Origin of the sequence: Natrinema sp. 74 (assembly GCF_046097095.1) — an archaeon.
Taxonomy (GTDB): domain Archaea; phylum Halobacteriota; class Halobacteria; order Halobacteriales; family Natrialbaceae; genus Natrinema.
This window is the reverse complement of record NZ_CP175698.1, coordinates 3,213,016-3,225,362: the sequence shown is the minus strand read 5'-3', so window position 1 is coordinate 3,225,362 and position 12,347 is coordinate 3,213,016. Positions and strand designations below refer to the sequence as shown.

13 protein-coding genes are annotated in these 12,347 nt (G+C 66.1%); 10 read left to right on the top strand and 3 right to left on the bottom strand.

Going from position 1 to position 12,347, the window contains the following annotated elements:
* Positions 1–499: 499 nt before the first annotated feature.
* The 3 genes from ACJ70B_RS16025 (at position 500) to ACJ70B_RS16015 (ending at position 2,532) form a co-directional block, all read left to right on the top strand.
* Positions 500–832, top strand: coding sequence for a helix-turn-helix domain-containing protein (locus tag ACJ70B_RS16025; protein ID WP_408960124.1), 333 nt, complete (start codon positions 500–502; stop codon positions 830–832).
* 233 nt (positions 833–1,065) lie between these two features.
* Entirely contained in the window at positions 1,066–1,341 is a 276-nt protein-coding gene (locus tag ACJ70B_RS16020; RefSeq protein ID WP_408957991.1) for a PadR family transcriptional regulator, read from the top strand.
* 198 nt (positions 1,342–1,539) lie between these two features.
* Positions 1,540–2,532, top strand: coding sequence for a DUF1616 domain-containing protein (locus ACJ70B_RS16015; protein ID WP_408957990.1), 993 nt, complete (start codon positions 1,540–1,542; stop codon positions 2,530–2,532).
* Between the two features lie 222 nt (positions 2,533–2,754).
* On the opposite strand, the gene ACJ70B_RS16010 is transcribed toward ACJ70B_RS16015, so the two are convergent.
* Entirely contained in the window at positions 2,755–3,291 is a 537-nt protein-coding gene (locus tag ACJ70B_RS16010) for a hypothetical protein (RefSeq protein WP_408957989.1), read from the bottom strand.
* Positions 3,292–3,756: 465 nt separating this feature from the next.
* On the opposite strand from ACJ70B_RS16010, the gene ACJ70B_RS16005 reads away from it, so the two are divergent.
* From ACJ70B_RS16005 to ACJ70B_RS15985, 5 genes are read left to right on the top strand one after another with little or no spacing between them, the layout of a single operon-like run.
* On the top strand, positions 3,757–4,347 hold the full coding sequence (locus ACJ70B_RS16005; protein WP_408957988.1) for a DapH/DapD/GlmU-related protein: 591 nt from the start codon (positions 3,757–3,759) through the stop codon (positions 4,345–4,347).
* Entirely contained in the window at positions 4,344–5,564 is a 1,221-nt protein-coding gene (locus tag ACJ70B_RS16000) for a DegT/DnrJ/EryC1/StrS family aminotransferase (protein WP_408957987.1), read from the top strand. Before ACJ70B_RS16005 ends, ACJ70B_RS16000 begins: the two co-directional genes overlap by 4 nt.
* Positions 5,561–6,595 (top strand): Gfo/Idh/MocA family oxidoreductase, encoded by a 1,035-nt coding sequence (locus tag ACJ70B_RS15995; RefSeq protein ID WP_408957986.1) that lies wholly within the window; start codon positions 5,561–5,563, stop codon positions 6,593–6,595. The genes ACJ70B_RS16000 and ACJ70B_RS15995 overlap by 4 nt, the downstream gene beginning before the upstream one ends.
* Positions 6,595–8,070 carry a nucleotide sugar dehydrogenase gene (locus ACJ70B_RS15990; RefSeq protein WP_408957985.1) on the top strand — a complete coding sequence of 492 codons (1,476 nt, stop codon included), beginning with the start codon at positions 6,595–6,597 and terminating at the stop codon, positions 8,068–8,070. Before ACJ70B_RS15995 ends, ACJ70B_RS15990 begins: the two co-directional genes overlap by 1 nt.
* A complete protein-coding gene (locus ACJ70B_RS15985) occupies positions 8,063–9,151 on the top strand; it encodes a glycosyltransferase family 2 protein (protein WP_408957984.1) in 1,089 nt (362 codons plus the stop codon). The genes ACJ70B_RS15990 and ACJ70B_RS15985 overlap by 8 nt, the downstream gene beginning before the upstream one ends.
* Here ACJ70B_RS15985 and ACJ70B_RS15980 read toward each other — a convergent pair.
* Positions 9,136–9,348 (bottom strand): hypothetical protein, encoded by a 213-nt coding sequence (locus ACJ70B_RS15980; RefSeq protein WP_408957983.1) that lies wholly within the window; start codon positions 9,346–9,348, stop codon positions 9,136–9,138. The two genes, ACJ70B_RS15985 and ACJ70B_RS15980, sit on opposite strands and share 16 nt — an antisense overlap.
* A gap of 120 nt (positions 9,349–9,468) precedes the next feature.
* Complete coding sequence (locus ACJ70B_RS15975; RefSeq protein WP_408957982.1) at positions 9,469–10,569, bottom strand: DUF354 domain-containing protein; 1,101 nt, start codon at positions 10,567–10,569, stop codon at positions 9,469–9,471.
* Positions 10,570–10,732: 163 nt separating this feature from the next.
* Between ACJ70B_RS15975 and ACJ70B_RS15970 the strand changes: the two genes are divergently transcribed.
* Positions 10,733–11,719 (top strand): glycosyltransferase, encoded by a 987-nt coding sequence (locus ACJ70B_RS15970; protein WP_408957981.1) that lies wholly within the window; start codon positions 10,733–10,735, stop codon positions 11,717–11,719.
* Between the two features lie 385 nt (positions 11,720–12,104).
* Complete coding sequence (locus tag ACJ70B_RS15965; protein WP_408957980.1) at positions 12,105–12,326, top strand: hypothetical protein; 222 nt, start codon at positions 12,105–12,107, stop codon at positions 12,324–12,326.
* The last annotated feature ends 21 nt before the right edge of the window (positions 12,327–12,347 follow it).

Here is a 12,347-nt window from a genome sequence, read left to right as displayed (position 1 = left end):
TGACGGTTCGGTGGGACGCGATGCCATCGCGGCAGGCACTCGACCGGGTATCGTCGTATCAAGGGGAGCAAGCGCGAATAAAGGACGCCGACTGTTTAGTCGGAGAGCGGGTATGAGAACCGGGAAACAGCCACTTTCCGGCGGAGAAGTGCGGAGAGAAGCGCTGCGCCGACGGGAGCGAGGGATCGATCGACGGTGGCCGTCAATCCGAATTCAGTCGCGTTCCACCACAGTCAGCGTTCTAACAGTGAATTGATCGCTATTGCAAACCGTCGAAAGCAGTTGTTTCTCGAGCGAAATACGATCTTACGACGTGGAACGGCGCGGAGACGGAGAATAAGGTACATCGTTATAAAATACCACTGTCGCTTACCGATCGGTGTGCGCGAATGTACGGTGGAACTCGCAACGGTGGTGGCCTCACTGCCGACTCTCTCGCATCGACACCTCTCTCGGAGAGCGAACGGATCCCGACCGTCACGGACGAGCGACTATGACCATGTCAACGCAAGCGAGTAACACGCGATCGGAATCGACTGCCAACCCCGCCGCCCAACTCGACGTCCTCGGGGACGACTGCGCCCGCACGATCCTCGTCGCCACGAGCGAGGGACCGAAGACGGCGAAGGAACTGACGAACCGAACCGACAGCTCGTCGGCGACGGTCTACCGACGAATCAACAATCTCCTCGAGAGCGAGCTCTTGGCCGAGTGTGTTCGGTTCGAAGACGACGGTTCGCATACGACCGCCTACGAAGCGACCGCCGACGTCCTTCGCGTTCGGATCGGCGCGGACGGAATCGAGGTCATCGTCTCGAATACCGACGGGTGACCTGCTCCGAGCGTGTCACGAAACGGTCACGGGAGCGCTCGAGCCGGTGAGCGCTGGCGGAGACCGAATCGAGGAGGGAGGAGGGGCTGATCAGCACAGCAAGGCCGGTTACGAGCGACTGTCCGCCGAACGGAGTGTTTCCTGTGGGTAATACCGTTTAAACAGAAGGGACGGTCGCTGTATGATACGGATAACAAATATCCGCTCAATGGAACGGTCTGTGTGATTGAGCAATGCACGATCTGACCGGCTTCCAGCGCGATCTGCTGTACGTGATCGCAGGCGCGGACCGACCGTCGGGACAGACCGTCAAAGACGAGGTCGAAAAGTATTACAGCTCTGAGATCAATCACGGACGGCTGTATCCCAACCTGGATACGCTTGTCAACAAGGAGCTGGTCGAGAAGGGGCAACTCGACAGGCGAACGAATTACTACGCGATCACCGATGCCGGGCGACAGCAGATCGAGGAGCGGCGCGAATGGGAATCCCAGTACGTCGATTTCTAACGTCAACCGGTCCCAAGACGGTCCGGAACCGGGCTGTGGCCGTCACTCGCATCGTCCGTCACGGCCGCAAATCGAGTGATCGTGTCGGTAACACGGCCCATAACAAAGCATCGATGAGTGCATCGACCCAACGAGAATGGCAGCCGTATCATTCGCACGGAGACGGAGCACCGCGCAGCGAGCGCCGGTGGATCGTCGATGAGTCATCGAACGAACACCCGGACCGGCGTTGGGATCGTTCGTCGGTACCCCTTCGACCTCGCGGCCGTCTCGATCGGCGCGCTATTGGCGTATGCAGTCGTGATGAGGTTTGGCAGCGACAGTAGCCTGCGGCTGTTCGTAACGTTCCCGCTCGCTCTGTTCTTCCCGGGATATGCGGGCGTCTCAGTCCTCTTTCCCGCCGACAAGCGGGCCGCACAGGAGACGGCGACGGCGACGACCGCCGCCGCCCGCCCGCGGGGGATCGACGCGGTCGAACGCGCGGGCTTGGCATTCGTCCTATCGCTGGCGGCCGTCCCGGTAGTCGCCATCGCGTTGCCCTTTACCGAGTGGGGCCTGACCACCACGTCGATCGCAGCCGCACTGACGGTGGTGACGGTCGTGACCGCACAGCTCGGAGCCATCAGGCGGCTTCGCGTTCCAGACGGGGAGCGGTTTTCCGTCTCCCCGATCGCGGGCCTCGAGCGGCTCCGCGGCGACGACACCGGCGGCGCGACCGTCTCGTCGATCGTGCTCGTTCTGGCGATCGGGACGGCGGTCAGCGCGTTGTTCGTCGGCTTTCTGTTTCCCGTGTCGGCGGGCGGGTTCACCGAGCTCGCGCTCTACAGCGAGAACGAGGACGGCGAGATGGTCGCCGGCCAGCTCCCAAGCGAGGTCGCGACGGGCGAGTCGGTGCCGTTTGTCCTCTCGATCGAGAATCAGGAGGGCGAACGGCAGGACTACACGGTTGTCGCCCAACAGCAGATCGTGTCCGACGGCGAAGTCGTCGAGCGGACGGAGCTGCGACAGCTCGAGGTGAGCGTCGGCGACGGAGCCACGGAAACCGGGCGACAGTCGGTCACACCCACGGCGGAACCCGGTGAGACCGTCCGGATCGCCGTCTTGCTCTACCACGGCGAACCGCCGGCCGATCCGACGGTCGATAACGCTGCCGAGGAGACCCACTTCTGGGTGTCGGTGACGGGCGGGTAACGGTTCAACCGTTCGCGACGGCGCTCGAGTCTTCGTTTCACGTCTCGTCGCCGACGCTGTTTCATCGCTCGAGTCGCCGGTTGCCGTGGAAGCCGATCGCTAGTACCGATTGGCTTCCTCTCGTTCGATTGATAGCGGCCGGTCGTGCCCTTCCGTGAGCGTCGGAGAGCGGCACTCGGCGCGAACTGGCGACAGGACGGACGGGGAGCAAAGGGCGACGGCCTATCGGCTCGCAAAGCCGAGTGACACGGTCGTGCCGTGGCGACGTGAGAGGTGCTGTGCCGACGCGAGGACGAGAACGAGAAGACAGAGCACGACGGCGACGACCGGCGCGAGGCCCGTCGAGAGCGGGCCGATGGCGAGCGACGAGAGCGCGAAGGCGACGACGCCGACCGCCGTCAGCCCCGCGTAGAGGCGGTGCCACGACCGTTGCTCCTCGAGGTGCCGATCGAGGTAGGGTTCGAACCGGTCCTCGCTGGGGAGGAGGTCGATCTCGTGGCCGTCCGGATCCCAATCGACGATGCCGTGATCCTCGAGCATCGGCAGGTGGGTCTGATAGAGGGAGATGTAGACCCGTCGGCGCTGGGTTCGGGTCACGTCGTCGGGATCGGTATCGTTCTCCCAGGCGGCGACCTGCTCGACGAGCGGCGCAAGATCACAGCTGCCGCCCTGTCGTTTGAGGTATCTGACCGCCTGCCGTCTCCGTGCGTTGCTGAACACGTCGAATAGCTCCGCTTGCGTGAGTTCGCTGTCAGCCATGGCTGCCCTCGTCGTGTCGTATCTGGTCCCGTTCCCGTCTGCCGGGTGTGGTCGGATACCTCACAGCACCGAATGCCAGCCTGTGGCCCTTTACTATCGCTCGGCTACCCATCCGAAAGGGCGTTATACCTGTTCGGACGCGTGATAGACGCCGAATTCGACGTTTCAGCGGAGCCAATAGATTGATCGCACGGAGATATCCCCGAGGGGGCCGTTCGCGGCAGTCGGAGCCGCTCGGTCTCGGCGATTCTGTAGTTCGGGACTACGGATCTCTCAAGGCGGGGATAACAAAGCCTCGTTACCGGCTGTATCTGCACGACTGCCCACGCGGGTATCGATTCACACTATGAAACGAATACGCGACCGACTACGGCGGCATTCAGGGGTTCAAACGCGAGCTACGGCTCACCAGCGTCGCGTTCGCTCGAGGACGGAGCGGAGCGACCGCGGCGGAGGTGAACCGCGATGAGCGAAGCGGTGCGGGAAGTCGTCCGGGGTGACGGCTGTACGGTCGACGACGACGCTACGCTCGGATACGGCGCGTTCGACGAGCCGACTAGAATCGGCGACGACGCGACGATCAGGGCCGGGTCGATCGTCTACGGCGACGTGACGATCGGTGACGACTTCGCGACGGGCCACGACGTGTTGGTCCGCGAAGGGACAACGATCGGCGATGACGTGCTCGTCGGGACCAAGACGGTCATCGACGGCCAGACGGCGATCGGTTCCCACGTCAGCCTCCAGACGAACGTCTACGTGCCGACCCAGACGACGATCGGGGACAACGTCTTCGTGGGTCCGAGTGCCGTTCTGACCAACGACGAGTATCCGATTCGGACCGACGACGGACTCGAGGGACCGACGATCGAGGACGGCGCGTCGGTCGGCGCGAACGCGACGCTACTGCCGGGTGTGACGATCGGCGAGAACGCGTTCGTCGCCGCCGGTGCCGTCGTCACCGACGACGTCCCGGCGGACAGTCTGGCCGTCGGTACGCCCGCGACCGTCCAGCCGCTCCCGGATCCGTTGGAGGGGGAGAACCAACTCGCATGACGGACGCCGGACGAGACCCCGAGACCGACGGTGGAACGGAACCGAGCGCGGACGGCGGGACGGGGACCGAGACCGCGACAGCCGACACGGACCCCGACGCGGACGCGACGGGGCCGATTCCCATCGCCGACCCCGAACTCAGCGCCGACGTCGTCGAACGCGTCGAATCGATCCTCGAGGACGGCCGGCTCGCAGACGGACCCGAAGTCAGAGCCTTCGAGGACGAATTCGCGGCCTACTGTGGCACCGACGAGGCGGTCGCGACGGCCAACGGGACGACCGCACTCCACGCCGCGCTCGAGGCGGTCGGCCTCGAGGACGGCGACGCGGTGATCACCTCGCCGTTTTCGTTCGTCGCGAGCGCGAACGCGATCCGACTGGCCGGCGGGACACCGGTTTTCGCGGACATCGACCCTGCGACTTACACGCTGGACCCGGCCGACGTAGAGCGGGTCCTCGCGGAGCGCGACGACATCGTCGGACTCCTCCCGGTTCACCTCTACGGCCTGCCCGCGGACATGCCGGCGCTGTGTGCGCTCGCCGACGAACACGACCTGTTCGTCGTCGAAGACGCCTGTCAGGCTCACGGCGCGAGGATCGACGGGGAGCGAGTCGGCGGCTTCGGCGACGCGGCCTGCTTCTCGTTCTATCCGACGAAGAACATGACCACCGGCGAAGGTGGCATCGTCGTCACCGACCGCGAGGACGTCGCCGACCGCGCCGCGGGCTACGTCAACCACGGTCGCGACGCCGACGGGACCGGCGGCTACGATCACGCCGATCTCGGGCACAACTACCGGATGACGAGCATCGAAGCGGCCATCGGCCGCGCCCAACTCGAGCGCTTGCCCGCGTTTAACCGCACGCGCCGGGAGAACGCCGCGTTCTACGACGAGCGGCTCGCGGAGTTGCCACTCGAGACGCCGGCGGATCCAACCGGCTCCAGACACGTCTACCACCAGTACACGATCCGGACTGACGATCGGGACGGCCTCCAGGCGACTCTCGCCGAGCGCGAGGTCGGAACCGGGATCTACTACGACACGCCGATTCACCGCCAGCCGGCCTACGAGACGGTTAGCACGGCCGCGGCACGGCTCCCGCGAGCCGAGCGAGCGGCCGACGAAGTCCTCTCCCTGCCCGTCCATCCGGGGCTCACGGAGCGCGACCGACGAGCCGTCGTCCGAGCGGTTCGAGACCACTTCACCAGCCAATGACCACGGACACCACGACGGACGAGACGACCGACGAACAGCTGCGGGCCGGCGTCATCGGCGTCGGCTCCATGGGGGAAAACCACGCGCGGGTCTACGCCGAACTGCCCGGCGTCGACCTCGTCGGCGTCACCGACCGCGACGACGAGGTCGCCTCGCGAGTCGCCGCCGAGTACGACACCGAACCGGTCGCCCTCGAGACGCTGCTTGAGCGCTGTGACGCCGTGACGGTGGCCGTCCCGACCCACGCCCACTACGAGACGGTGTCGACCTGTCTCGAGGCAGGCGTCCACGTCCTGGTCGAGAAGCCGATCGCCGAGACGGTCGCGCAGGGCGAACAGTTGGCCGATCAGGCCCGCGCGGAGGGGCTCGTCTTACAGGTCGGTCACATCGAGCGGTTCAACCCCGCGGTACAGACGGTCGCGGAGGTGATCGACGAACTGGACGTGATCGGCGTCGAGGCCGAACGGCTCGGCCCGCCGATCGACCGGATGGCACCCGGCAACGTCGTCTTCGATCTGATGGTCCACGACGTCGACGTCGTCGGGTCAATACTCGGCGAGTCTCCTCGATCGATCGCCGCGACCGGGACCGAAAACGGCCAGTACGCCACCGCGACGATCGAGTACGACGACGTCGTCGCGACGGTGACCGCGAGCCGCGTCACCCAAAAGAAGGTGCGCAAGCTCACCGTCACCGCCCGCGAGTGTCTCGTCGAGGTCGACTATCTGGAGCAGTCGGTGCTGATCCACCGCGATTCCTACCCCGAGTATCTCACCGACGACGGCCAGTCGCGCTACCGCCACGAGAGCGTCGTCGAGCGCCCGCGCGTCGACACGGGCGAGCCGCTGCGCAACGAGCTCGCGTCGTTCGTCGAGGCCGCTCGCACCGGCGCAGAGCCGGAGGTCACCGCCGAAGACGGGATCCGGGCCCTCGAGACGGTGCAGTTGATCGACCGGCTCGCGTCGGGGCCACCGGATCAGCAAGACGACGGGGCCGACGACGACGCCGCGGAACGGGAGGTGGAGGCCTGATGTCGGCGGCCTCGAGCGAGGACCGCGAGACGGATTCAGCGGGGCTCTACGGCTCGACCCTCGCTTCCGACCGGCAGCGCGAGCGCCTGACCGCGGGCGAGCTGCCGGTCGCGGTCTACGGGCTCGGCAAGATGGGGCTCCCGCTCGCGGCGGTCTACGCCGAGACGACGGGGAACGTGACCGGCGTCGACGTCGATCCGGGCGTCGTCGAGACGATCGAAGAGGGCGAGAGCCACGTCGTCGGCGAGCCCGGCCTCACGGACCTCGTCGCCGAACAGGTCGACGCCGGCCGGCTCGCGGCGACGACCGACGGGCCGGCGGCGGCCGACGCAGCGCGGATCCATGTGATCATCGTCCCGACGCTGCTAGACGACGAGAACGAGCCGGATCTGACGACCGTCGAGTCGGTCGCCGACGACATCGCGGCCGGGCTGGCTCCCGGCGACCTGGTGATCGCCGAGTCGACGCTGCCGCCGGGGACCTGCCGCGACGTGTTGCGACCACACCTCGCGAGCGAGAGCGGCCTCGCGCCCGACGAGTTCGGGCTCGCGTTCTGCCCGGAGCGGACCTCGTCGGGAACGGCGTTGCGAGACATTCGAGGCCACTATCCGAAGGTCGTCGGCGGCGTCGACGACGAGAGCACCCGGGCCGCCGAGATCGTGTACGACGAACTCTCGAGCAACGAAGTCCATCCCGTCTCGGACGCGACGACCGCGGAGGCGGTCAAGGTGTTCGAGGGGATCTACCGCGACGTAAACATCGCGCTCGCGAACGAACTGGGTCGGCTCGCCGACGAGTTCCAGGTCTCGGTCCGCGAGGCGATCGAGACGGCCAACGACCTGCCGATGTGCCAGCTCCACGATCCGGGCCCCGGTGTCGGCGGCCACTGCATCCCGTACTACCCGCACTTCCTGCTCGAGCGGACCGACGAGCCGATGGCCGTTACGGAGACGGCCAGACGGGTCAACGACGAGATGCCCGCGGCCGTCGTCGACCGTCTCGAGGGCGAACTTGAGCGCGAGGGGACCGCCCTCGCTGACGCATCGGTCGTCGTCCTCGGAATCACGTACCGCCCCGGCGTCGAGGAGACTCGCGCCTCGCCCGCGCTGGGCGTCATCGACGAACTGCGCGAACGGGACGCGGCCGTCGCGGGCGTCGATCCGCTCGTCGACCCGGCCGAGTACGGCGCGCGGCCGGTCGCAGTCGACGACCTGGCCGACGAGACGTTCGACGCGGCCGTGGTCGTCACGCCACACGAGGCGTTCGACTCGATCGAGTGGCCCGCCCTCGAGCCGATGGTCGTCGTCGACGGCCGCGACGCGGTCGATCTGGCGGGGACGCCCCACCGGGAGTACGACCTCGCAGGCTCGAGTGACGGGCGGCCGCCGCGGGGCGACCGCGACGGCGAGGCGGGTGGCGACCGCGGCGGACCGGAGACCGTAAACGCGACCACCGACGGAGGAGCGGATGTATAAGGGCGAACGGATCGCCGTCGTCGTGACGGCCTACGACGAGTCGGCGTTCGTCGGCCGCGTCATCGAGACGGTGCCGGCGTTCGTCGACCGCATCTACGCCGTCGACGACCGGTCTCCCGACGATAGCTGGGACGTGATCCGCCGGGTCGCCGACCGAATCAACGCCGAAGCGGCGGACGACGGAACCGAATCGGCGCTCGCGGTGGCCGACGGCGGCGACCGGCGGGTCGTCCCGATCCGCCACGAGGAAAATCAGGGCTACGGTGCGGCGGTCAAGACCGGCTACCGACGCGCCGCCGAGGACGGCATGGACGTCGTCGCGGTGATGAACGGCGACGGTCAGATGGACCCCGAGATCCTCGATCGGATCATCGATCCGGTCGTCGAGGGCGAGGCCGACTACGCCAAGGGGAACCGACTGCTCAGTCCCGACCACCGCGCGGCGATGTCGACGTTCCGGTTCGTCGGGAACGCCATGCTCACCGGGCTCTCGAAGTTCGCCACCGGCTACTGGTCGATCGGCGACCCGCAAAACGGCTACACCGCCATCTCGCGGGAGACGATCGAACGGCTCGACCTCGCGGCAATCACCAATCAGTACGGCTTTCTCAACCACCTCCTGACCCACCTCAACGTCGCGGGCTGTCGGGTCGCCGACGTGCCGATGACGGCGGTCTACGGCGACGAGGAGAGCAGTATCAGATACACGTCGTTCGTCCGGTTCGTCTCCCTCCTGTTGCTCGAGAGCTTCTGCTGGCGGCTGAAGACGCGATATCTGGTTCGGTCGTTCAATCCGGCGGTCCTCTACTACGGGGTCGGGGCCGCGGGCCTGGTCGGGGGCTCGTTGGGACTGGTCGGCACAGCGGTCCGGGCGGTGCGGGGAGAGGAGGCGTTCACCGGCGGAATCGCCTCGTTCGTCGCCACACTGCTGGGGCTGCTCTCGCTTGGAACCGCGATCCGACTCGACGCCGAGGCGAACGAGGACCTCGAGGTGCCCTGCGACGAGCGCGAGGCCGTCGAACCCGAACGCCGTCGCGACGCGGCGGCTGACGACCGATCGCCGCGTCAGTCGATCGAGTAAGTCACGATATCCTCGCTTTCGCAGGCCGGACATCGGACCGTATCGGCCGAGACGTTCGTCCCGCAGTCGCGACACTCGTGGAGGACCGTGACCGACCGCGCACCGTCACCGCGGTCGGGCGCTGGCGCGGGGGATTCCGTCCCCGACTCGGACTCGGATCCGGTGAACAGTTCACTGAGCAGTGTGGAGAGACTCATAGAACGGGGCTAACCGACCCTTTTCCGGAGATGGGTATAAGTATTTCGTGAACGTTACAAGTACCTCATTATTAATTATGTTTTATCCCTCCGCGATCGGTTGCCAGCGACCGACGCGGGCTACATCGACCGCGACCGCGGTTGCAGCGCTCGTTTCGTCGATCGGTCGAGTCGCTCAACCGCCCCGCGGGAGCGAGCGACGTCGACGAGGAGGTCGGTCAGGTTCGCGAGGTCGCCGACGTACTCTCGTCGCCGGCGCTGCCACCGTTCGTCGGTGCCCTCGTCGGTGAGGATCTCGAGCGAGCGGTCGCGGACCGCCTCGTAGGCGTCGAACTGCTCGGCGAGGCCGGCGCGCTCGAGCGCTCTGAACTCGCCGTACTCGTGGTCGTCGGTGCCGCGATAGCGGAAGGCGGGCGTGCCGAGCAGCGCGGCCTCGGTGGCCATCGTCCCGGTGTCGGCGACCAGCAGCGAGGCCTCGGCCATGGCGTCGTGGATCAGCGCGGGATGGAGATCGTAGGGCCGCGCCGGGAGCTCGCGCAGGTCCATCTCGCCGCCCTCGTCGGAGACGAAGACCGTCGCCGCCTCGCTCAGGCGTTCGATTACGTCCCGTCGCTGCTCGGGCCGGAACCCCTCGAGGTCGGCGTCGTGGAGGGCGTCGAGGGCGTTGAACCGAACGAGGACGTACGGCTCGTCCGGATCGACATCGAGGAACTCGCGGATGTCGTCTCTCGGCTCGAAAACGTCGGGGTGGAGATAGGCGCACTCTTTGAAGCCGTCGAAGGTGTAGTGATCGTCGCCCAGCTCGCGACGCGTCACCGCCGGCGAGATGATGCAGTCGGCGAAGGGCCGCGAGACGGTGTGGTTGAAATCGCCCGGCTCGTCGTCTAAGACGAGGACGACCGGCGTCCGCGTGAGCGTTCCGGCAGCGGCCGCGTAGGGACCGCGACCGAAGACCACGTCGGGATCGAACCGGACCGCCTGCGTCCCGATCGAGAGAAACTGGCCGCCCAGTTCGCGGGCGAGCCGGAGCCTCGAGAACCGCTCCGTTCCGTGGTGGCCGTAGACCCGGTAGGGCACGTCGAAGTAGTCGAGTAAGTCAGTCGTACAGGCGTACTCTCGGGTGAGCACGAGCACGTCGTGTCCCGCCGCCTCGAGTCGGTCGACGGCGTTTCGATACAGGTGGACGTGTGCGGGTGTGTTCGCCAAGACGAGGATCCGCATCGCCCGCGGCTACCCGCCGTCAACCCTTTGTAATCCCATCGCTACGGGCTCTTTCGGCCGAAAATCGCCGGATATGGCCGAGACGGTCAACTGTACGTGAAGAAAACTCACAGGACCGAGTGGATAACAAAACGCGCCCGGGCCGTTCGCTTGCGTACTCGAGATGCACGTCCTCACAGTCACGACGTACGCCGACGCTCCGTTCATGACCCAACAGATGGCCGCGCTCGAGGACCGCGGCGTTTCCTTTACGACGGTGTCGGTGGCGGGCGAGGTCGACGCCGACATCTCCCGAGGGCCGACGGACTATCTGCGGACGATCCCCGAGGTCGTCAGGGAGGCCGGGAACGGCTACGACCTGATACACGCCCAGTACGGCCTGACCGCGCCGATGGCCCTCGCACAGCTTCGCAAGCCGGTCGTGCTTTCGCTGTGGGGTTCCGACGTTCACGGCCCCGTCGCCCCCGTCAGCCGGGCGTCAGCGCCGTTCTGTGACGAAGTGGTGGTCATGTCAGAGAGGATGCGCGAGTCGCTGGGCCGGGACTGTACGGTGATCCCCGACGGCGTCGACTTAACGAAGTTCCGGCCGGAACCGCAAGACTGCGCCCGAAACCGGGTCGGTTGGGACGACGGTGACGGGTACGACGTGCTGTTTCCGTACTCCCCCGCCCGCGACGTGAAGAACTACCCCCGGGCCAAGCGCGTCACAACGGTCGTCGACAACCTCCTCGAGTGCCCGGTCCGACTGCGGACGGTCTCAGGTGTCGATCACGACGCCGTCTCCGACTACATGAACGCCGCCGACGCTCTCCTGTTGACATCCCACAGCGAGGGGTCGCCGAATTCGGTCAAGGAGGCGCTGGCCTGTACCCTCCCTGTCGTCGCCGTCGACGTCGGTGACGTTCACGAGCGACTCGCCGGCGTCGATCCGTCCGTCGTGGCCGCGAACGACGAGGAACTCGTCCGCGGGCTGCTCAAGGTGTTGACGCGCGGCGAGCGATCGAACGGCCGCGAGGCGGCCCGCGAGGTGAGCATCGACCGAACGGCCGAACGGATGCTCGCGGTCTACGAGCGGGTGGCGGGGAAGGCAATCGAGACCGAGGACAGCTGGACAAAACGGCGCGTACGGGAATCACCACGGCTCGATTGACAGGAGACTGTCGCCCGCTTTCTCGTTCGGAACGGAGCCCGAAATCGCCACCACGGACAGAGAGGAAACCTATCAACAAGCGTTAGCTGAGGGTTCTTGGTAATGCATCCCGAACTTAGTACGTATGTCTCTGACTGCAACCGAAATCTGGTCAGCATCAGCAACGACACGGTGGCTACACGGACTGTGGGAGTATTACCGGGAATACACTCACACCGCAGTTCACGCAGTTTCAGCCGCAGCACTCACCGCACTTGGACTGTTGATCTTCATCAACCGACTCTTTGTGGTACTGGCGATTGCCGCGTACGTTTGTCCTCCTATCATCCTCTATAGTATCGGCTCTGGCGCGGGGATGACGTCAGACCGGTCGACAGCGCCGCCTATGCGGGCAGATTCGAGAACGAGTTCGGACAACGATTTCGATAGCGACTCCGACGGCGACGACGGGGACAGTGATTCCGACAGCGATGACGGAGACAGCGATTCCGACGGCGATGACGGAGACAGCGACTCCGATAGTGATGACGGGGACACTGATACGGATGGCTCTGACGCTGACGCAGACGCTGACGGTGCCGATGCCGACGCTGATGCCGATGGCTGACCGTTCTGTGCGCTCCTCGTT